Below are 22,760 nucleotides of genomic sequence, written 5' to 3' on the forward strand. Positions count from 1 at the left end.
AGATGCGCAGAGCCCCATGGCACTCATACTAGTTGGACAGAGCGAACTTTGGGATCGATTGGCTCTTCAATCCTACGCAGCCATTAGGCAGCGGATTGATCTGCAGTGTAAGCTGCCGCACTTCGATCGTGCACAGACTAGCGAATATATTCAGCGGCATTTGGCCTATGCTGGTACTACACAAGATATCTGTAACCGTCAAGTACTTTTGAGCAGATTCCGCTAAATAAGTTTCAACACCTATTAATTTCCAAATATGGTTTCCCGATGCTTGAGACGGAAGCTATCTCCGCTCAGCTTAATCACCTCGCTCTTATGCAAGATTCGGTCGAGAATAGCAGTCGTGATGGCCGGATCGCCTAGCAGCTCGCCCCAATCCTCCGGGCCCTTGTTGGAAGTGAGTATGATCGACGCTTGGCCATAGAGCTTGTTCACAAATTGAAAGAATAAGTTCGACTCGCTCTTCTCCATGGCCATGAACATGAGGTCGTCGATGATCACCAGATCGGAGTTCAAGATACGCTTCATTCGAGTCTGCGATGTCCGTGCGATCTCTTGTGTCTTGAGCAGATGGATGAGGTTATCCATGGCGACAAAGCTAACGCGATGCCCTCGCTCCAATGCCTCTATGCCCAATCCCACTGACAGGTGGGTTTTACCGACCCCAGGTGGGCCTAAAAGGATGAGATTGTACGTATGCTCCAGCCAAATCAGCTCCCGCAATTGCTCCATATGACGCTTGCTGAGGGACTGCTGTTCCTCCAGTCGAAATTCATCTAACGATTTGATGAAGGGGAACGCAGCCCACTTCATTCGCTTGGCTCGTTGCTTATCTTCCCGCCGTCGCAACTCGTACCGAAGGAGATGATGCAAGAATTGCCCGCAGCTCCAGTCCTTCGATTGGGCATCCAAGAGGCTTTCCTCAAGGATGTGTGCGGCCTCGGTCATGTTGAGAGTGCTCATCCATTGCTTCAGTTCCCCAGTGGATATAGACATACTCAGCCACCTCCCAGGATGCGTTCGTAGGTTTGAAAAGCCCGAATTTGGGGTTTGGCTTTCAACTTCGCATCGTCCACTTGAACGAGCAGCTTCAAGTCACTCTGAGTCGGCAAAACGGCTTGTTGGTTTGCCTTTTCCATGTAGTGGTGTACCGCATCGGCAAAGTCGGTAGCACGATACAGATGATGCTTAACACAATAGGCCAGCGCTTGGCTTGCCGCCTTCTCAGCAGCCCCTGACACGCTCTTCTCAATGGCCTGCAATTGATCTCGCATATACCGTGGCTTCCGTTTGTAAATTTCCTCGAGATAACCTCGAGCTACACTAGCGTCGTTAAAGAGATTGGATACATGTTCAATGTACGCACAGACCCCTTTCGTCCGATCTCGACCATGATGACGGTTACGGATGAGCTCACCCTTGCGATGGAGGCATAGGGGATGCTCTGCCAAGATTTGCCCGGTATCTCCCTCATAGATGATGAGGCGATTGTCCTCTGTCACGCGGACAGCCACATCTTTGTCGGTTCCGTCATACGTGCGGGTCGGAACACTATACCGGTTCGATTCATACCAAATGGTGTTGTCCTTTCGCACCGTTCTTGTTATACTTGAATCAATCGATTTTTTTATTTTTTGTGGACTGGGCGGAGGTGCGCTTTTTCTAAGGCGTACACTTCGGCCGGTATTTTTTTGATCGTATGGTGCATCTTGGCGTTGCCTGTACGGTTTAACCATGCCAAGCACTGTTCATTGAGCTTGTCGATATTCGTGAATGAGCGGTGCCTTGCAAAGTTACGCTTGATGTATTTCACCACATTCTCAATTTTGCCTTTGCTCTCGGGATCTGCTTTCCGACACATATGAATCCGGAAGGCGCGCTCCTCCACGTACTTGGCAAACTCGTGGGTCAGGATGAGATCCCCGTGGTTCTCGCTCGTTAACAGCAGGTGGTCTTGGTCATAGACGATTTCTTCAGGAAGACCGCCATAGAACTCAAAGGCCTGTTCGTGAGCATCTACGACATCCAATGTTGTAAAGGGCCTGTCCTGCCATCGTGCATACTTGTATCTCGAATGAGAGGACAAAGGTGATGAACCATAGTCTGACCAAGTGACCTTCCGGATGCCTAAGCTTGGTTTCCCCAAAGTCTACCTGCATCTGCCTGCCCATCGGGAGTTCCTCTACCGCTTCGTATTGCCGGATTCGCTTCGTTTTAGGAATTCCATATTCCATTCGTAAGCCTCTGACATAGCTCCGAACCGTGCTTTCAGCGATGTTCATACCTTCATGGCGTTCCTTTAGCCAATCCATCACCTGAGCTGCAGATAAGTCTGGGTATTCCCGCAACCAACTCGTGATCTCCTTTTCAAATGCGTCTAGCTTTTTTGATCGTGATTCGAGACCATCTAAAAACCGTTTGTACTCATCTACCGTCATGTCCCACAGCCTGATGACGGTATTCCTGGATACATTCAAATTCCTTGCAACCTGTGATTTCCTGAGTCCTAATTCTTTCTGCTCCTGTACTGAAAAGTACATAGGCCACCTTTCCTTTTTCTTCATACCGCTTCCCCCTGATGCTAGAATTACCAATTCTATGATATCTTAATAGGAAGGGTATGGTAAATTTTGTTCACTCTTATCTAGCGGAATCCGTTGATTCTAATTTAGCAGTTACAATATCTTCTCGGATGGAGCGATTGACGACATCTATCGCTTCTCCGGAGGCGCAGCTCGGTTAATTAACAAGGTCTGCACGCATTGTCTCATGTATGGCTCTCAGAATAAACACCGAATTATCGATGATCACATGGTAAAGCACGTTATCCAGGGAGAACTAACTTGATTCTCCCTTTCCTCTTATCTAGTCGTGGCCAACATGGCCGTATATAGCAGGACAACTTTTGCCGTCAACTGACGGACATTATGCTTCGGCAGTAACATTAAAGTTTTCAGGAATATCGAAGCCAAACATTTTTCCCAGACCGATGGCCATATCAGAATAACCTGAGAAGTCAAAGTAAATTTGCAATGTATAAGCCAATATTCCAATCCATGCAAGTCCTACTGACATATCAGCTGGTGACATACTAAATATTTGATCAGCCACATACCCACAATTATTTGCTAGAAACATTTTTTTACTTAATCCAATAATAAACCGCTTACTACCCTGGGCAAACTTCTCCAAAGAAACTATTCTTTTGTTAATCTGTTGAGCAATAGTGTTATATCGAACTATAGGTCCGGCAACAAGCTGAGGGAATAAAGATATATACAAACCAAGATCTAATAAATTTCGTTGAACTTGTCCATCCCGTCTATACACATCAATAACGTAACTTATTGCTTGGAATGTATAGAAAGAAATTCCTAATGGCAGAGGAATTTCGGAAATGCTAATGCTAATTCCTAAGAAGTTATTAATATTTTCGACAAAAAAATTGGCATATTTAAATATGCCAAGAATGGAAAGATTGAATACAATCATTGTAGCCAAGATCCACTTAACTTTTATTGGGTCTTCTCTTTTAGCATCTACGATTAAAGCAAAGAAGTAATTCAATACTATTGAAAGCAACATGATAAAAACGAATTTTGGCTCTCCCCAGGCATAGAAAAAAAGACTTGCTGCTAGAAGAGTTGCATTTTTAAAACAGTGGTGCTAAATAACATTAGTATCCCTCTCTAGCAAACTCTAAACTTGTGTTTAAAAAGGACCTCAAGAGCGACTTGCCCGGGTCTGTCAAGAATTTTGTGTAAACACTCCTAGAGAAACCCTACCTTAAGGCAGATGCGGACTGATCCGGTCGGGGAAAAAGACCGAGAGCTGCAGTAGTATTTGCCCCCAGTTTTGAACACGACCGGTCCATGGTGGCCAGATAGAACATCTTGAGCAAGGATTCATCTGTCGGGAAGATGCTCTTTCCCTTGGTTACCTTGCGAAGCTGGCGGTGGTAGCTCTCAATCATATTGGTCGTGTAAATAAGCTTCCGGATTTCTGGAGGGTATTTAAAGAACGTTGCGATCTCATCCCAGTGGGTACGCCAAGAACATACGATGAGCGGGTATTTACTTCCCCAGGTCTCTTCAAAGCGATCAAGCTCAACCAGCGCCATGTCTTCTGTTGTAGCCTTGTAGATTGGTTTGAGATCGGCAGTGACCTTCTTAAGGTCCTTATACGAGACGTATCGAGTAGAATTGCGAATTTGATGAATGACGCATTTTTGAATCTCCGTATTCGGAAAGCAAGCGGAAATGGCTTGAGAGAAGCCGTTTAGGTTATCGACACAGGTAATAAGAATGTCACTAACACCGCGGTTTCTGAGGTCGTTGAGTACACTAAGCCAAAACTTGGAGGACTCCTTCTCGCCGATCCACATGCCGAGAACATCTTTGTTTCCATCGAGATCGATGCCAATGACCATGTAGGCTGCTTTGTTTGCTATGGCACCGTCCTGCTTCACCTTGAAGTGGATCGCGTCCATAAAGACAACGGCGTACACGCCTTGCAGCGGCCGGTTCTGCCACTCTTTGATTAAGGGAATGAGCTTGTTCGTTACGTTCGAGATCATCGTCGAAGACACTTCAACGCCGTACAGATTCAACAAGTGGTCTTGGATATCCCGCGTGCTTACTCCCTTGGCATACATCGCGATGATTTGATCTTCAATGCCGCTCACATTCGACTGATGCTTCTTAACGATCATGGGCTCGAATTCACCATTGCGATCCCGGGAAACACGGATCTCTTGTTCTCCGTATTCGCTGGTGATCGTCTTCTTGCTCTTCCCATTACGGTTGTTGGTGGTCTGTTTATTTGCAACGTCATGTTTGGCATAGCCCAGCTCATGATCAAGCTCTGCTTCCAGCATTTCTTGCAGCGTGTCGGCAAACAGTTCTTTAAGAGCCGACTGTACGTCCGCCATTGTCTTTAAAGCGTTTTCTTTTATGAAAGCTTTCACTTGATCCTTGCTGAACTTCGGGGCCACTGTGCTCATCCTTTCAAACCAACCTTCTACTAGAATAATAGATTGATTGGAGAGTTTACACAGTTTATTTTACAGACCCACTTGCCCCTACCTGCTCTTTTTAATTATATCCAACGGGAAGATAGAACTAACCTCTTCTATATCGGCTAGAGGCTTCTTTCTTAATGAATTAATATGTTTTTCCGTGACTGAATCGTTGTTCGAATGAAGTGTTCTAAGAAACATAGGACGTCGCGAATCAAGAATTGTCGGCTTAACTCGATCAACCTTAGTATGACTTCCTAAGCCAAAAACAGATAAATATTTTGTATTTACTTTTTTACCGGGTATAAAAGTATTTATGTATGTTAACCCCTGAGCAGACCTCGGTATGTTTTCGGCATGGAAAGTGTCATATGAATTACCATTGTAAATACCCCCGAATCCGCTTGCAAATGAGAGACAGAAGTCGCTATACTGGAACGATAGGTATTTATCCAGTTCATCCATAAAATATACTGCTAATGCATCGTCATCATCTAGTCTAGTTGTGCTATAATATACTGTTTCGTTAAATTTTATAAGCTCCTTATGAATACTTTCACCCATTGAAGTGATAATATCTTTTTGTGAATCTAGAATTATAATTTTGGCCCAAGGTATTGGTCGAAGTAAATCCATTAATTCATCCAAAAACTTTTTCGGCAATTCCTGGGAAGTGCAAACCATTAATGTTAATTGTTCTGGGTCGGGTTTTAGCGCAAGAAGAGACGGCAGAGTAATTTTTTGGAATAGTTCCTGGCGTAAAGTAAGACGTTCATTAGAATACAATTTTTCTTTGTATTCCTCCAGTTGAACATCTTTAGCTATCTGCCAGCCTATCTGACGCGGGTTAAAAACACTGAATCTTATCATTATAAATTTGTGTTTTTTTATCATTTTTTCATCCCGGCTTTTTTTGTGAAAAGTTGTTTTATTATACTCACGTCTAACCTCCAATTATTTTGCCATATATTATTGAATTAAAGTAAACTATGTGGAAAGGAAAGTTCTTTAGTATTCATCAATATAACAACTTATAGTTCATTTTTTGAGAATTTCTGAATGTAAATCGATAAATACTATAATTGAATTTTCTCCTTAGGTTTTTATTTTCCTCTTAGTAGATCGTTTGTTTCTACTTTTTAATAAACCTCTTACAAAATAGAAAAAACGATATACTCTACAGCCTAAAAAACTAAGTAAGAAACTAATATAACTAATTAATGTTTGACTTAATGCAATAGAACGCATTAGGTATTTTCTTCCTTCTCGCATTTCGCCCGAAAGAAGTAAATTATGTCCATAAGAAAACAAAAAGCGCGAACCATGCGTAGGGGCTGCTATAATTTGCTCTTCGTGCTTTTCCAATATTAGTTTGTAAGCCTTTAATAATTTGCTTGGATCAGAAGAAATACTATTTTCTGTATAATTCACATGTACTAATGGCTCATCTATCCAATAAAAAGGGTAGCGAGCGGATAATCTGATCCACAATTCCCAGTCTTGGAAACGAGGCATATCTTCTGCAAAGTTGCCCTCTGTCTCAAAACACTCTCGGGCAACAATTGCAGTTGGGAGAGCAATGAAGTTTCCAGTTAATAGTTCATTTTGGATATACCCTTCCCTCTTTATTTTTTCATTTCCAGGTATATATTCAGTTTTTCCTTGTTTATCTCGTGTAAAGCTAGTATAAGTAATTGAGGGCACATACCCATTTTTTTTGATGACACTCATTTGTCTTAATAATTTATCTTCAAACCAGATATCATCACTATCTTGAAATGCTATCCAGCGACCTTCGGATTGCTGAATCCCAATGTTTCTTGCAACAGCAGCACCTACGTTTCGTGTAAGATTAATGTACTTTATGCGGGGATCATCTATAGAATTAATCATTTCTAATGTACGATCATTTGACGCATCATTAATGATGATTAGTTCAAATTTGGAATACGTTTGACTGAGGACACTCTTTATGGCATCTATTATAGTATTTTGACGATTGTACACAGGCATGATTATGCTTATAAGATTCTTATCTTTAGCTTGTTCTTCCTTTTTATTCTCTTTTAATGCGCCCATATCCTCACGCCTTTATAACATTGGAATAATTATTTCTATATACTCCTCTCGTATCAACAATCAGTCGGCTATTTTTTCGGATAAATTCATAATCAAAATCATCATGATTGGTGCTTATAATAACACAATCCATCTCTTCTAAGACTTCTTTACTTATAGCAGTAGAATCTAGATCAAAGTAATATTCCCGCATTTTTGGGAATTTAGGTATAAAAGGATCCGAGTAGTGCAGAATCGCTCCTTTTTGCTCTAGCAATTCCATCAACTCTACCGATGGAGATTCACGAACATCATCAATGTTCTTTTTATATGATAACCCTAACACAAGGACTTTTGATCCTTTCATGGATTTTTCCCGCTCATTTAAAGCATCAGTCACTTTTTGAATTACCCATTGTGGCATTTGTGTGTTTATTTCACCAGACAATTCAATAAATCTAGTGTTAAGCCCATATTCCTTAGCTTTCCAAGTTAAATAAAAGGGGTCTATAGGAATACAATGCCCTCCCAAACCGGGCCCTGGGTAGAAAGGTGTAAACCCAAACGGTTTTGTAGCTGCAGCGTCTATAACCTCCCATATGTCGATGTCCATTTTGTCTGCTATCATTTTCATTTCGTTTACCAAACCAATATTAATCGATCTATAAATATTTTCGAGGAGTTTCGTTAATTCAGCTGCCTTAGTGGAACTTAATGGCACTACGCGCTCAATTATCTGTTCATACAATACCACCCCAACCTCTAAACAATGGCTTGTTGTCCCACCGACTACTTTAGGAATAGTACCAGTAGAGAAATTGGGATTCCCTGGGTCTTCTCGTTCTGGTGAATATACTAGGAAGAAATCTTCACCTATAGTAAATCCTCGTTCTTCAATTCTTCCTTTTAGTTCTTCATCAGTCGTCCCAGGATACGTAGTACTCTCTAAACTCAGTAATTGGCCTTTCCTTAAATAGGGCGCTATTTCACCCATTGTGTTTATAACATAAGATAAGTCAGGTTCCCTATACTTATTTAATGGTGTGGGCAAACATATAATAATGACATCTACAGTACTAATATTTGAAAAATCGGTAGTTGCTGATAAAAAATTCTTATCAACAGCATCTGCAATGAAATCTGAAGGAATATGTCTGAAGTAACTCTGACCATTATTTATCTTCTCAGCCTTTGATTGATCTATATCGAAACCTAGCACTTTAATATTGGCCCGGGTAAATGCAATAGACAATGGGAGTCCCACATAACCCAAACCTATAACACCAATTTTTAGGTTTTATTTTTTATGCTCTCCAACAGTATTTGTTTCATAAATTAAAATGCTCCTTATAAATTTAATGGATTAGTTCATCTATCGTTTCAAAATCTTCTAGTTCAAGCATTCCAAAGGAAGTGGAATACTTCGGGAACTTCTCTCTAGAGATAAACCACTGCGCTTTTCTCCCAAAATAGGAGTAAATATTTGAATTCATCTGGTCAAAATCCCATTTTCTCTCTTTAGCTAAAGATAAATCATCATCAGCTACTACAAATACGTTTTCTGTCTCAATTGTAGGAACAAAATCTTGATGCTCAGCAAGTACAGGGAGGTGACTAATAATTAATCTACGACAAACAACCTCTTCTCCATAAACAATAATATCGACATCACCTGAATCTATAATCTCTAAAATATCGCTATCTATCTTTTTATCTACACTGACATTGTAACTAAATAATTCTATAGTTCCTATACGAAGATTTTTCCTTCGGCACAATCTTACAAGATTACCAAGCAGTTCTGAATTTTCATGCAATCGAAGATCTGAAGCAAACACTATATCATAATTTTTCTTCTTCAAAGATCTATTGGGTAGCATCGGATTAGGCACCCGAAAAGGTCTATTTAGTTGCGGAAAATCATACCTAAGTTCGTCATCCGAAGCCTTATAATGAAAAGTATTATACCTATCAGCATAAACTCTTCTTGCTCCCATTATAAATCCCGCAGTTCCAAACTTAGGATTAGCAGTTAATGAATTTTTAGATAATCTAGCAAAAGACAACGGTCCCGTTGACAATTGAACTACCGCATCTATTCCATACCTCTTCCTCAAACGGTATAAAAATTCACTGTCTGCTGAGAACCTAACACTGTCCCAATATCCTAAGTCTCTCGTAACCTCGTAACGTCTAAACATTAGTGAAGATGTGTTAGATAGTAATTTTTTCCCTATCTTTCCTTTCTGGTAGAACAAAAAATCTTCGCTAATCCTAATTGCCTCTGAAATATTCGCCATAACCGAAGTATTTTCCATCAAGTGGACTGCTTGTATTTCTAATTTAAGAGGATGTGACCAGTCATCGGCATCGTGACAGGTCACAAAAGATCCTGTTGCAATCTGTAAAGCCTTATTTCTTACTGTATACGCACCTTGGTTTATTTTGGACTGCACTAACTTAATTCTATGGTCGTATTGCATTAAACGCTTTACAACTTCGACTGTATTATCTGTACTACAATCATCGGCAACTATAATCTCAATATTTTCCCATGTTTGTTGGATAACTGATTTGATTGCAGTAGCAATAACTCTTTCAGAATTATACACGGGCATTATAACAGATATTTTAGGGGGACTGGACAGACTCGGATAAATCGATTGAACTTCACCTACCATAATATTATCTAAGGGTGATGAGTCCTCAGAAATATCATGGCCTATATGTATAACTGGTAAGTTATACATTCTGAAAGTCTTATTTATCCAGTAAAGCCTGGCATCTACTTCGGTTTCCATATTTGCCGCAGTAAAAAACAACTCCGGATGATCCTCTAAAGCTATCGCCTTCATTATTATTACTTTAGCTTTATTATATTGTTTCAGCGTTTTGTAACATTCAGCTTCCATCATCCAGACAATTCTGTCCCTTGCTTTCCCTATACTACTGTGACTGTCTCTGATGATTTGTATACACTCTAAAGCCTTTTTTGAACTTTCCTCGCTAAATTTTGTTGTATACCAATAAGACAAATAATAGGCCGCAAGAGCTCTTATACGTTTGTTCGAAACGTTATTAGTAAAGGTATGCAAATCATTTAATGCTTTTTTAGTAAAGCCAAACTTATGAAGTTTAAGATTCAGTTCAACAAGCTCTTGTTCTCTCTTTTTGAGTGCGCCCGCTTCTAGCTTGTTACTACTTTTCACTTTATTTCCTTTGATTAAATTACTCAAAATTCTTAAGGGGGCCATCATTCTCCATGATCTACTCACCCGCAAACTATGCACTCTTCTTCTCGAAAGCTCTTGTTCCCTTTCAAGCTTCCTTAACTGACTCATGACTAAATTTTTTTCTGATATAATAAGATTTAAATCATTTAGTAAATACTTCTCTTTTCTCTCTTCTTGTGCTAATTCTTCTGAAATTTTGTTTATTTCATCTTGCAACTTAGATACATACATCTCTGGCGAGTAATGATTACCGTTACTCATTATCTGCTCCTTCCCTCGCAAACACTTTGCTTTTCAACCTCCTCAAATATTCGGTGTATCTCCACGATTTGCTATTCAACATTTCCTGGTACATTCTATCGGTATTTTGCTTCAAACTCAAAAGATTCTTGTTTTTTTTAATAATTGTTTTTAATTCCACTTTATTTTTTTTAATCTTATCATCTAATTGTTTATTATTCTCCCTTTTCCGTCTAAGCTCATCTTTTAATGAATTTAAACGTGACTGTGCAAGAGTTAATTGAAAATAAAGCTGTTGTGCCTCCAAAACCTGATTTAACCGATGCATAATTAAATCACTGCTCTTTAAATGATCGCCGTTCTCATCATCCGACATTACATTTTTCTTTTCTTTTTCTCTATCAAACAAATGATCGCTTTTAGAAAATCCCGTTGTTTCCATTTGATGCCTCCAGTTAATATTCTCTAATTCTAGAAATATGTCTGGCATAACTGAATTTATTATTAATAAATTCAGTTGCTTTTGTTACCTGATCATCGTATGCGCTGTTATTGCTAATAAGTTCAATTACTTTTTGCTTAACATCAATAGACTCTGCATAAATTGCCGCTTCCCCAAACAAGTCGTAATAGCTGTGAGGCAAAACAACAGGCACCCCTACAGCCATAGCCTCGATAATCACTCGACCAAAAGCTTCAACACAGTCAGGATGAACATAATAAACAAACACATCCAGTTCCGAAAGAAACTCTTTAGGCGTTTTTGATCCAAATTCCCACACCTTCCAATTTCGCGGCAGCTTTCCTAAAATATTCTCAGGAATCTTTGCTCCACCTAGAACACGGACTTCGAATTCTGATGAATCCGGGTAGATGGCAAGTAGTTCGTCCGGCTCAGAAGGCCATTTAACGTATTGATCTCTTGAGTGCCTGCCAATGACGATTCTATTAGCATTGGGCACATAGTTCGTTCGTTTCCATTCATCCACATTTATTATGTTTACCCAATCTTCACTAGCTAGTTGAATGCTGCTAAGTTCATCGGAATGGTAATCAACTAACGTCTTTCTTATCTGTGGAGCTATAGGGTACCATACACTTTTCTTTTTAAAATAGTCCGTTAAATTTTTCTCGCATTCCTCCATATCGTACACCAATGCTCCTGTTACTCCGTAATCAATTCTAGGAGTCTGATTAACGATAACATTAATTGTTTTTGCTGTTACTTCCGGGATATACATTTGTTTGTCTTGCAGAACAGGTGGATGCCTAATGATCAGCACATCGCAAGATACCTTTTCTCCATAAACAATCATTTGAACTTGCTTACCATCAATCAACTCTCTTATCTTGGGATTTATCGGCTTATTCCCAAGACCTCGATACCTGGACATCTGTATTAAACCGGTCTTCAATCCAGCACTTAACTGAGCTTTAATTTCTTCCACATTTGAAGAAGTTGTTCCACCTGTCAGCCTAAAATCAGATGCTATTATAACATCAAAATGCCTGCTCTCATCCACATTTTCAGAATTCATAGGGTGAGGGATTGGAAACGGTCTATTGGCCATCGGAAACCCGATTTTCAATATTTTCCCAGAAGCATGGTGGTTGCTAAAGCTTTCAAAATATTCTTTTCTGGCTCCAAATAAAAATCCAGGATACCCATATTTATTGCTTTCTGTCAATGAGTTTGCAGAAACTCTTGTAAATGAAAGAGGACCTTCTGACGATATATTTACTACAGATTTACTACCAAAAACAGCCTTTACCCTTCTTACAAATTCTCCATCTGCCCCAAATCTAACACTATCCCAATAGCCCACTGAATTCAAAACATCTTCCCTTCTAAACATTAACGAGGACATATTAGGGAATAGATACACCCGATGCTGGGGTTTTCTATGGAAATTCAAGTTCTCTGTCACTCTAGATTGCTCGGAAGTATTTGCAATCACCGATCGGTTCCCAATAAGATGCTGAACTTGCTTTTCAATTTTCTGTGGGTGAGACCAATCATCAGCATCATGACATGTCACATAATCCCCAGTTGCAATCTGAAGCCCTAAATTCCGTGCATAATACGCCCCCCTATTTTTATCACATTGGATGAGACGAATTCTCGTATCCTTTTGCATATAGCTTTGAATAACACCGACAGTATTATCAGTACTGCAGTCATCAACAACAATAACCTCTAGATTCACCCAAGTTTGGTTGAGTATAGAGGTTAGTGAAGTATTTATAACCCGCTCGGAATTATATGCAGGCATAATAACAGTCACTTTTGGACCGTCTTGTTTTGGTGATTCTGTAGCAAATAACGAATCAAATAAAGAACCTTGGTTTGCTTCCAACTTTATTTCGGTCAAATTAAATCTATTCATGATTTTATTTATCCAAAACAACTTTTTATCGAGTTCATTTTCTGTATTTGAACGAGCCATATAGACATCGGGATGCTGATCTTTACCAAGAAGGTCGCCTATTATCACCGCTGCCTGCTTATGTTCACCTAGTAACCACAGGTTCTCAGCTTTTATTAGTTCAATTTGTCTAAGCAAATCTTTATCTGCTTTTGTTTTTTTGTCGACAACAATATTTCGCAGATAACTCATACTAATCTTTGCATCATTAATCGTTTTCTTATCAGCATGCCAGATAGCGAGCTCCCATGAAGCCACCTGTTTTCTATATTGATTTTTGTTGTCTTCAGATAATTTCTGAAGCTCAGAATAAGCAGCATCTAGAAAGCCTAGATTCAGCAATTTATATTTAATCTGATGTATTTCTTCGTTTATACTGTGTCTTCCATCAGCAGCCATTCGTTTAAGTAATTCTTTTTGCCTAACAGACAATTGTCTTTTTATAAATTCTTTTTGTTCCTCTGATAACATTTTTTTCGCAGCAGTAATCGAAGAGTCGGCTATCCACCTTAGAATACTATTTTGGAACATACTGCTCTTCACTTTTTTCATCAAGCTTTTCATGGCATAACCCTCATTAAGATATATTTCACTAACGATTCTGCCGACATCACTTTTTTCCTAGCTTGTCTTTATATTCTTTCACTACTTCTGACGGCAGCCCACTAGCTACAATTGTTCCTTTTTCTAACCAAACTGCACGTGTACAGACCTTTTGTACAAATCCCATACTATGCGAAACAATAAGAACCGCTTTAGCTGTTTCAATCATTTCTTGCATTTTATTACTGGCCTTTTGGTTGAAGGACAAATCCCCAGTGGACAATGCTTCATCTATGATAAAAATATCTGGTTGCAGATAAGCGGAAATACTAAAGCCTAAACGTGACCTCATTCCACTGGAATATTGTTTAATAGGTTTGTCAATAGCTTTTTCCAATTCAGCAAATCGGACAATATCCTCAAAATGCTGTTGAATAGTTTCTTTTGAAATTCCTAGAAGCATTCCATTTAAAAAAACATTATCTCTGCCGGTTAGTTCCGAATTAAATCCAGTCCCATATCCAAGTAAGGAAGTTGTCTGTCCCTTTAAGATGCACGCTCCTGTATCTGGTTTCAGAATTCCGGTGATTAATTTGCATAAAGTACTTTTTCCAGCACCGTTATGTCCAATTATACCAACAATTTCTCCTTCATGTATTTGGAGATTGATATTTTTCAAAGCCCAGAAAGTTTTACCTCCGCTCAATTTATATGAAACACCGGCATTTGACATATTCAATACTATATTTCCCTCTATCTTGTTATCCCGAATTTCAACCTTTGATAATTCCAATTTTTTTTCAGATCCCTTTTGTCTCTTTTTCAATTTTTTTTCTTCCACAAAATGTTCATAGCTCTTAATAATAGTCTTAGGATCACCTATCCCCTTAATCTCACCCTTTTCCATCCAAATTAGCCGATCACAGTGTTTTAAGGCATACTTTAAACTATGGGTAACAATAATGACCATTTTAGCCTTCTGAATTAATGACTTCATTTTGTTTGCAGCTTTTTCCCCGAAAGCAATATCTCCGGTGTTTAAGGCTTCATCCAAAATTAAAATCTCCGGTTCCAGAAATGAAGCAACACTAAAGCCCAACCTGGCTCTCATACCACTTGAGTAGTATTTGACAGGCTGTTCGAAATATTCACCGATGCCAGAGAAGTCATGAATTTCGTCCATAAATTTATCTATTTTGCAGCGATCAACGCCCATAATCATTCCATTTAAATAAACATTTTCTCTCCCCGTCATCTCTTGATTAAAACCTAGGCCCAAAGAGAACAGGACGGAAACCCGACCATCTACTTGTAGACTTCCTTCATCCGGCTGTAAGATTCCCGCTATCATTTTGCATAGTGTCGTCTTTCCTGAGCCGTTTGACCCGATAATTCCTATTATCTCGCCCTGATAAGCATTGAAATTAACATTTCTCACTGGCCAGATTCTTTTTCGCACTAATTGTTCTTTTGGGGGAAACAGCCATTCCTGAATTCGGGATTTATAATCATTGGTACGATATCCTGAAATAAAGGAAACACCCAAATTTTCAGCTTTTATTAAAATGTCTGTTTTTTCCATCATACTCGCTCCCATTAATCAAGACACCACTTTATAAAGCTTTAATGATTTTGTGTTCATTACGATTATAGAACAACACTAAGGAAAACACTGCACCTAGCGACAAGGCTCCTATACTACTTAACACACCAATATTCGGCATTTGCCCGTACATAAGAACGTCTCGATAACCGTTTAAAATATAGGCCATTGGATTAAATGTTTCAATCCACTTATAACCTTCGGGCAGCCTACTTCCTTCCCAAATGACAGGTGATGCATAAAACCAAAGTCTCATGAAATGACCTAGAAAGTTGCTAACATCTCGAATAAATACTGATACGTAAGACACAGCTAAACCTATCGCCATTAGAAACAGTAGCTGTACCAAGATAACAAAAGGAAGAAACACAACATACCATTCTGGAACTACTTTGAAAATAACCAGAAATATAGCAATTACAATTAAACCAAAGAGAAAGTTAAATAGTTGTGCTACTGTCTTAGTTAGTGGAAATATAATTTTAGGTAGACTTACTTGCTGGATGATAGAAGAGTATTGCAGAATAGCCCGAGAAGCTTGCCCTACTGCAGTGCTCGCCCATTTCCATGCTACCTGACCGATTACCAAGTACACTGCGAAATTTTCGCCACCTCTACCCAACACAATGACCACAAGAAAGTAGTATATGAGAGCACCGAGGAGCGGATCCAAGAGCCACCAGAAATAACCTAAAAAGCTGTTTTTATGTTCCGCTTTTAATCCAGATTTTGTCAAATAAATTAGCAGGTCTTTTCGTGTAAACACTTCTCTTATATAATTAATCATCCAATACTGCCCTTCCAAAATAAATTAAGTAATAGACCACAATGAATTATGTCGAAATTAAGTATACGGCAAAATGTCATTAGAGTCGAGCCATCTACATTATTTCCCTGAACTGTAATCAAAATCTATAGTTAGCCTAGCAAGACTACCATCTCCTTTCAGTTTCACTCCCCCTGCATCTATGATAGAATGTTGTAGAATTATGACGGACAAGGGAGTTTACGAAATGAAAAACAAATCGAAGGCGAATAAAAAACATCTTCCTAAGAAGACGGATAACCTAGCTCCAACACGAGAGCCCGAAACTCATTCCATTCTTTTCTGGTGCATGCTCATCATCACCGGAATTTTTCTGCTTTGGGCGCCATATCAACGTGCCCTATTTAACGGGTTAGGTTCAGATTTTGACAGAGCAATAATTACATCGTTCATTTGGGGAGCGATTTTACTCTTCATTGTAGCTGTATACTCCTTTTTTAACTTTAAGTATCGCACTTACAAAGATTTTTTGACCATTGCCGTGTGGCTCGTACCACTTTCCTACCTGATTTCAGTTATCGGAGCAGCCTCAGGGCATTTTGCTGTAAATTCCGTGTATATTCACATCACTTATGCTATTTTCTTTATTTTGGGAGTTATTATTGCCTCTAATCGGATGGGCAATGCAATTATTCAGCAAGTGATTATCCTATCCGGCTACCTGATTGTCATTTTCGGCCTTTTGAATTGGCTGGGGAATTTAAACATTGCCAACAAAATTGCCACCTTGTTCACAGATTTAGGCGGATATCCAGCATATAATCACGCTGTTATGTTCGATTCCAATGGTGCACGTTTGACGGCTGTTTTTCAATATGCCAATAGCTACGCCGCTTATTTGATGATTTTGTTATTCATCGGGTTATTCCTCATAGTCAAATCCAACAAGTGGTATACGATCTTACTACACAGTCTGATGGTTGTTCCGATCCTTGTTTCCTTCTTCCTTACTCTGTCCAGAGGAGCTCTTGTCGCTTTACCTGTTATATTGCTGATCCTGCTGTTTTTCTTCAGTTTACACAGGCAGATCATATATATCCTTTATTTAGGTTTAGCAGGCATCGCCAGTTTAATCATTCTTAATACAGTGACCAATGCTGGTATCGAATTGCAGAAAGGGTTTAACGCAGCCTTGTCCTGGCAAGGATGGTCCCGCATACTGCTAGCTTCCATCGTGTATGCTCTTGTTGTATGGGCCTTACAGTCTTACATCTCGCCTTGGCTTAAAGCCAAGCTCGATAACAAAATCACTTGGCGCTTTTCAACGATTGCAATACCCGCAGGCTCGGTCGTTCTAGGCGCAATCTGTGCCTTCCTGCTGCTGACGGACTCGGGAGTAACTCAGCTGCTTCCTGAGAATATTAAACATAGAGTGGAAAACATTAACTTCGCCCAACATAGTGTACTGGAGCGAGGGACGTTCTTTAAAGATTCCTTTAAGCTATGGAAGGACTATCCTATATTCGGAGCAGGTGGCGGTGGATGGGCTGCCTTGTATGAACAGTACCAAAGCAACCCCTATACGAGCCGTCAGGCGCATAACTTCTTTTTGCAGTATTTAGTGGAAGTCGGACTATTCGGGCTGCTTATCTTCCTTGCATTGTTAGCGGCGGTTTTTGTCCCTTATATCAAGAACTTTATCTCCAGCAGTCAGGAGAAGAAAGACGAGCGTTTCTTATTTTGTATTCTGATCATTGCTCTGCTGATTCATAGCGCGATTGATTTTAATTTAAGCTACGTTTATTTGGGGCTGCTGCTCTTTGTTTCTTTAGGAAGCCTGGCTTCAGGAATAGAAAATTGGAACGCACCTCTGGCCAGCCGCGTACATGAGAAAGAAAAAATAGTCAAGTACTCCTTCTCATCCATTATGACTGTTCTTTCAATAATTGTCCTGGTTGTATCGATTCGGTCGATGAGCGGCAATCAATGGTTTAGACAGGCTTTAGCCGGCGCTTCACAAAACGCGCCTTATCAGGAAATTGTTGAGCATGCGGATAAGGCTCTGCGCATCCAACCCTCCCATCCTGATTATTTCGAGCTAAAGTTTTCAATCATGTCTCAAATCGCTCCGCAGACTGGAGATCCACAAATGTACGAGGAAGTTAATCGCTTATTTGAAGATTTTACCCGAAAAGAGCCAAATCATAAATTTTTATATGACGTTCGCGATCCACGAAGCGGAAAAAGCTACGGACAAGTAAATAATTTTATAAATCAGAGAAACTTTTTGGGTGCTTTGAGCGTCAATACAGATGGAATGAATTTGTATCCATGGGATATCAATTTTTATGAAAATCAGATTTCAATTTTGTTCGAGCTGGGTAATAATGCAAGGGAAGAAAATAACAGTGAGCTTACCGACCAATATTGGCAGGAAGCTTTCGAAGTGTATAACGTTGTCCTTGATAAAAGAAAACAGTTAGATGCTCTTCCTGAGGAACAGTTGGAGGGAAGGCCTTTCTATGTCACCCAACGCATGTATTTGCATCTGGGGCAGATTGAATTTATTCGCGGAAATCTAACAGAAGCCATTAACCTGCTTGAAGCAGGGGTTACGCTTTCTGAAAAAGAAGAGTTAACCCAAATACTTACTCGATGGCTTCTAGCAGCCCAGATGAAACTAGGAGAATATGATACATCCCTATTTGAATCTTTTATCAGCAATTATCCAGATGAGGAAATTGAAATAGAACAACTGGCTAACGCCCGATTTGACTGATCCAGGTTTATTTTGCTTAATCTACCATTCCATAAGGAAACATGCTATAATGCTTCTCGTTAGTAGTTTAGTAGAGGCTTATTGCTTTTCATTAAATTATTTTGCTCAGCTTGAAAGGAGGTGAAACTAATACTAATGAGTAAAAAGACAAATATAGTACAAGGGAGAGAAAGAAACTTGTTTAAAACTAAAGCAATGAAGAAATTATCTGGAGCCCTCGCGACACTTCTCGTGATCTCGATGCTTACTCCTATTTTGGCATTTGCTGCTTCTTTTGACTGGTCTTTCAGCAGAAGTGGAGACATTCGAGGAACTGTAACTTTGGATACTTATAATCAAGAAGAAGTTGAGGTTTACATCTTTGGACCTAACGGTTTGATCACCACGACTAAAGCAACTTACGACCCAAATAGAAATACGGAAAACGGATATGGCTATGTCATTGACTTTTCCTTTGCAAACACTGATGTACCAAGCTCCGTATACCTCGGTGTTTATGACGGTGGTGAGTTCTTTAAAACTTCGACTAGAAACAGACCTGCTGCTGGTGGTGGCGGTGGCGGTGGCTGGGGCCCAATTGGTGGAATTGGAAATGACATCGTAGGTTCCGATAGCCGCGCTAACGCTGATCGCTTGGCTGCACTTCTTCGTGACAACGCCAATGCTACTTTGGAATTCTCCGGAGATTACGTTCTGCTTCCTGCTTCCGCTCTGCAAGAAGGTAACACATTGAAGCTGGTCAACGAAGTAGGTTCTTACACTCTTCCGTTGAAACAGATCAACTACACTTCTCTTGCTAATCAGCTGGATCTGGAATTGAACGATCTGTGGATTCGTGTTCAAATCAAAGAAGTAAACGAGCAAACTCAATCCGCTATCGAAGCTGCTGCTGCTAAGCTTGGTTCAAAAGTACTTGCAACTGGTGTTGATTTCTACGTAGGTGCTGAGAACTATGCTGCTGACGACCAAGTAGCTATCAACAACTTTGGCAACACTTATGCTTCCCGCACTATTAACGTTGAAGGTTCTGTAAATAACAGCAAAGCTACTGGTGTTGTATTCAGCAACAACAAACTGAGCTTCGTTCCTAGCACTTTTGCTGCTAGCGGTGACAACACTGTTGCTACTCTGAAACGCAACACGAACAGCATTTATACTGTTATTGAAAGCGACATTTCTTTCAACGATGTAAACACTCATTGGGGAAGACAGTACATCGATCTTTTGGCTAACAAATTGATCGTTGATGGTTATGAGGACGGCAGCTTTGGTCCAGAACGCAATGTTACGCGTGCTGAATTCGCTGCTCTGATCACTCGTTCCCTGGGTCTGGATACTTCCGTAACTTCTTCTACTTACTTCACGGATGTAACTTCCGGCAGCTGGTATGCTGGCGTAGTTAACGCTGCTGCACAAGCTGGTCTGGTAGACGGTTATGAAGATGGTACTTTCCGTCCGAATGCCCAAATCAACCGTGAAGAACTGGCTGCTATGGTCGTTAGAGCTTCCGCTTACGCTGGAAACGAAATTTCCGTATCCGCTAGCGAGCAAACTAACCTGTTGGCCAGATATGCAGATTCCACAGAAATCGTTTGGGGCCATAAAGAAGTGGCAGCTGCGATTAAAGCCGGCATCATTGATGGTATGACTGACACTACAGTTGTTCCTAGAGCCGACGCTACTCGCGCTCAATCTGCTGCTATGCTGAAACGTTTCTTGGATAACGCAAAATTCATTAACTAATCAGTACTTGAAAAAAGCCTTGATTCCTAATTAGGAATCAAGGCTTTTTCTGTTAGTTCTTTTTCTTTTTTTCCGGACTGACTTCCTGTTTACGCTTACCCCATATACCCGTATCCTTACTTCGAGCTCAATTCTTCTTGGCTGCTGTTGTAAGTCTTCCCTTGACTTAAGCCAAGCTTGGCTGCTATTGCTATCAGCTCGTTGTATTCTTCCTCGCTAAGCCTGTCCAGAATGATCTTCTTAGCCTGCCGTTTGTCTTCTACCGACAGCCCACCTGATGCCAGGCTTTTTAACTGTTTGATATCAGAAGAACTTAACCTTTTGAGCAACACAGAGGTTACTTTCGCTTTATCCTTAAGTGAAATCTCCTCTTGAGCTTGCTCGGCTTTCTCTATTGAGATAGTCGGCTCGTACTTAACTTGTCCGCTTTCGTTCGTATCCTCATTCTCTGTCGGGTCTTGACTTAGTTCCGAATCATTTCCTTCTATGTTGCCGTCCGAATCGTGACTGGTCCCGCCTGAGGGAACCACCTCTGATCCCTCTTGTTCGCTTTCGTTTCCTCCAGTCAGCTCTGATTCCAAATCGGGGGAAGCGTTAGATTCATGTTGAGCAGTTGGACTCCTTCCCTTGTCCTGACCTTCTCCCATGACCGCTTCAATATCTAGATTTCCTGCCAGAGCATTGAGCGTCCGGTCTATGACGTAGTTTAGACTGAAGTAACCTCCGATTCCCAGCACGAGCAGAAACACTCCTAATCCGATTAACACTTTCTGATATCGGCGCATAGCCGTCACTCTCCTATAGACTTACATGATCAATATCGGTAGCCATAGAATCAATTACAGCTGCACATCGGGAATTATGAACACATAGATCCTTCCAACGCCTGTCCACCATAATCTTATTGGCTACCATAATAGTAATAATAATGCGAGTCACTTCCTTTACGCTCTACATTGTTAAGAACAATGCCAAGCACCCTTCCCTTTACATGCTCTAAGTTAGCTTTTGCTTTGAGTGCGTGCTCTCTTTTAACTTTTCCTGAATTTAACACGAGCAAAATGCCGTCACTTTGCGTTGCTGTAATTTGAGCATCTGTTACGACAAGGGCCGGAGGAGTGTCCAGCAGGACGAGATCATAGTGCTGTTTCAATTCCTGCAGTAGTTCTCTCATGCGCTGTGAAGCTAATATTTCTGAGGGATTGGGCGGCACCGGACCGGAAGTTATTACCTCCAGACCGGGAATTCCCGTTTCTTGCACAGCATTCTGCCAGGCGGCCTTTCCAATAAGAATCGTCGTTAGGCCGATCCGGTTGGAACAGACAAAAGTGTGATGCATGGTCGGCTTTCGCAAATCTGCATCAATGATCAATACTTTCCGCTCAGACTGGGCGTAGGTTACAGCTAGATTTGTCACTGTAGTGGATTTACCTTCCCCCGGGCCGGCAGATGTCACCATGACAACCTGGAGTTCCTCATCAATGGAGGAAAAATCGACATTTGTCCGCAATGTCCGATAAGCTTCAGATATAGGGGACTTTGGGTTCGTTTGCGTTATTATGGGCCTTCTATCCGTTGAGCGTGACATTGCTGTGTTCCCCCGCTTGTTTTTTAGACTGGATGGTACTCTCACTCTCTTTGACGCTTGATAAATCCTCTTGTTTGATTTTCGGAATTATACTCAGAACGGGAAGACCCAAAACCTGCTGAACATCGTTTTCAGTTTTGATCGTGTCATCCAGATATTCAAGCAAAAAAATCAAACCAAGAGCTATCATTAGAGAAACAACGAAGCTGACCGCCAGATTTAAAGGAGGATTGGGGCTCACTGGAGTTGGATGGTCCTGAACCTTTGCCTCATTCAAAATAGAAACGTTATCCACTCTCATAATCTTAGGGATTTCCTGCTGAAAGGTTTTTGAAATGGCATTGACCATTTCTGCCGCTTTCTCTTGTGAGGCATCCTGGATCTGAAGAGTCATGACTTGCGTGTTATTAACTGAGCTAATCTTGACTTTCTGGATCAACTCTGATGCAGATAAGTCAAAATGCGGATTTTCCCTGACAACAATATCCATGATAGCTGGCGTTTTAATTATTTCCTTATAAGTTTCAATTAGCCTTAAATTCATATTTATCTGGTTAAGATCTAAGGAATCCAAGCCTATGCGGTCATTCGACTGGTTAACGATTAGCTTTGTGGATGCCTGATACTCTGGCTGAATAAAGAAATAGCTGACTACCGCAGTAGCCGCACAAGACAAGAAGACGATACCCACCAGCAGCCAAATTCGTTTTTGAATGACCTTCAAATAGGTTCGCAAATCGAGTTCCATAATTTCCTCCGTTCGT

17 protein-coding genes and 2 pseudogenes are annotated in these 22,760 nt (G+C 40.4%); 2 read left to right on the top strand and 17 right to left on the bottom strand.

Annotated elements, in window-relative coordinates; all coding sequences use genetic code 11:
- Positions 1–243: 243 nt before the first annotated feature.
- From istB to PSHG_RS20115, 14 genes and pseudogenes are all read right to left on the bottom strand, one after another.
- Positions 244–996: an IS21-like element helper ATPase IstB gene (gene istB / locus PSHG_RS20055; protein WP_010276871.1), complete on the bottom strand. Its 753-nt coding sequence runs from the start codon at positions 994–996 to the stop codon at positions 244–246.
- Between the two features lie 2 nt (positions 997–998).
- On the bottom strand, positions 999–1,595 hold the full coding sequence (locus PSHG_RS31595) for a Mu transposase domain-containing protein (RefSeq protein WP_235782089.1): 597 nt from the start codon (positions 1,593–1,595) through the stop codon (positions 999–1,001).
- Positions 1,596–1,627: 32 nt separating this feature from the next.
- Positions 1,628–2,029: a hypothetical protein gene (locus tag PSHG_RS31600; protein ID WP_235782090.1), complete on the bottom strand. Its 402-nt coding sequence runs from the start codon at positions 2,027–2,029 to the stop codon at positions 1,628–1,630.
- Positions 1,995–2,564, bottom strand: a complete 570-nt coding sequence (locus PSHG_RS31605) for a hypothetical protein (protein WP_235782091.1) — start codon at positions 2,562–2,564, stop codon at positions 1,995–1,997. Before PSHG_RS31605 ends, PSHG_RS31600 begins: the two co-directional genes overlap by 35 nt.
- A gap of 379 nt (positions 2,565–2,943) precedes the next feature.
- Positions 2,944–3,654: pseudogene (locus PSHG_RS28430) on the bottom strand (MBOAT family O-acyltransferase); the annotation flags it as partial.
- Positions 3,655–3,786: 132 nt separating this feature from the next.
- Positions 3,787–5,002, bottom strand: a pseudogene (locus PSHG_RS28435) (IS256 family transposase).
- Positions 5,003–5,080: 78 nt separating this feature from the next.
- Positions 5,081–5,911 (bottom strand): glycosyltransferase, encoded by an 831-nt coding sequence (locus PSHG_RS20080; protein WP_010276881.1) that lies wholly within the window; start codon positions 5,909–5,911, stop codon positions 5,081–5,083.
- Between the two features lie 201 nt (positions 5,912–6,112).
- Complete coding sequence (locus PSHG_RS28440) at positions 6,113–7,096, bottom strand: glycosyltransferase family 2 protein (protein WP_010276883.1); 984 nt, start codon at positions 7,094–7,096, stop codon at positions 6,113–6,115.
- A gap of 4 nt (positions 7,097–7,100) precedes the next feature.
- Positions 7,101–8,327: a nucleotide sugar dehydrogenase gene (locus PSHG_RS28445; protein WP_010276886.1), complete on the bottom strand. Its 1,227-nt coding sequence runs from the start codon at positions 8,325–8,327 to the stop codon at positions 7,101–7,103.
- A gap of 103 nt (positions 8,328–8,430) precedes the next feature.
- Entirely contained in the window at positions 8,431–10,569 is a 2,139-nt protein-coding gene (locus tag PSHG_RS28450) for a glycosyltransferase family 2 protein (RefSeq protein ID WP_010276889.1), read from the bottom strand.
- Positions 10,562–10,990 carry a hypothetical protein gene (locus PSHG_RS20100; RefSeq protein WP_010276891.1) on the bottom strand — a complete coding sequence of 143 codons (429 nt, stop codon included), beginning with the start codon at positions 10,988–10,990 and terminating at the stop codon, positions 10,562–10,564. The genes PSHG_RS28450 and PSHG_RS20100 overlap by 8 nt, the downstream gene beginning before the upstream one ends.
- A 13-nt stretch (positions 10,991–11,003) precedes the next feature.
- On the bottom strand, positions 11,004–13,538 hold the full coding sequence (locus PSHG_RS20105) for a glycosyltransferase (protein WP_010276893.1): 2,535 nt from the start codon (positions 13,536–13,538) through the stop codon (positions 11,004–11,006).
- Between the two features lie 46 nt (positions 13,539–13,584).
- A complete protein-coding gene (locus PSHG_RS20110; RefSeq protein WP_010276894.1) occupies positions 13,585–15,099 on the bottom strand; it encodes an ABC transporter ATP-binding protein in 1,515 nt (504 codons plus the stop codon).
- 31 nt (positions 15,100–15,130) lie between these two features.
- Positions 15,131–15,907, bottom strand: coding sequence for an ABC transporter permease (locus tag PSHG_RS20115; RefSeq protein WP_010276897.1), 777 nt, complete (start codon positions 15,905–15,907; stop codon positions 15,131–15,133).
- 1,027 nt (positions 15,908–16,934) lie between these two features.
- On the opposite strand from PSHG_RS20115, the gene PSHG_RS20120 reads away from it, so the two are divergent.
- Positions 16,935–18,665, top strand: coding sequence for an O-antigen ligase family protein (locus tag PSHG_RS20120; RefSeq protein WP_328285600.1), 1,731 nt, complete (start codon positions 16,935–16,937; stop codon positions 18,663–18,665).
- Positions 18,666–18,800: 135 nt separating this feature from the next.
- Positions 18,801–20,408 carry an S-layer homology domain-containing protein gene (locus PSHG_RS20125; protein ID WP_052310083.1) on the top strand — a complete coding sequence of 536 codons (1,608 nt, stop codon included), beginning with the start codon at positions 18,801–18,803 and terminating at the stop codon, positions 20,406–20,408.
- A 116-nt stretch (positions 20,409–20,524) separates the two neighbouring features.
- On the opposite strand, the gene PSHG_RS29585 is transcribed toward PSHG_RS20125, so the two are convergent.
- From PSHG_RS29585 to PSHG_RS20140, 3 genes are all read right to left on the bottom strand, one after another.
- Complete coding sequence (locus tag PSHG_RS29585; protein ID WP_010276905.1) at positions 20,525–21,193, bottom strand: hypothetical protein; 669 nt, start codon at positions 21,191–21,193, stop codon at positions 20,525–20,527.
- A gap of 116 nt (positions 21,194–21,309) precedes the next feature.
- Positions 21,310–21,996, bottom strand: coding sequence for a CpsD/CapB family tyrosine-protein kinase (locus PSHG_RS20135; RefSeq protein ID WP_026021502.1), 687 nt, complete (start codon positions 21,994–21,996; stop codon positions 21,310–21,312).
- Positions 21,977–22,744, bottom strand: a complete 768-nt coding sequence (locus PSHG_RS20140; protein ID WP_010276911.1) for a YveK family protein — start codon at positions 22,742–22,744, stop codon at positions 21,977–21,979. Before PSHG_RS20140 ends, PSHG_RS20135 begins: the two co-directional genes overlap by 20 nt.
- Between the last annotated feature and the right edge of the window lie 16 nt (positions 22,745–22,760).

Origin of the sequence: Paenibacillus senegalensis JC66, assembly GCF_000285515.1 — a bacterium.
Lineage (GTDB): Bacteria > Bacillota > Bacilli > Paenibacillales > NBRC-103111 > Paenibacillus_L > Paenibacillus_L senegalensis.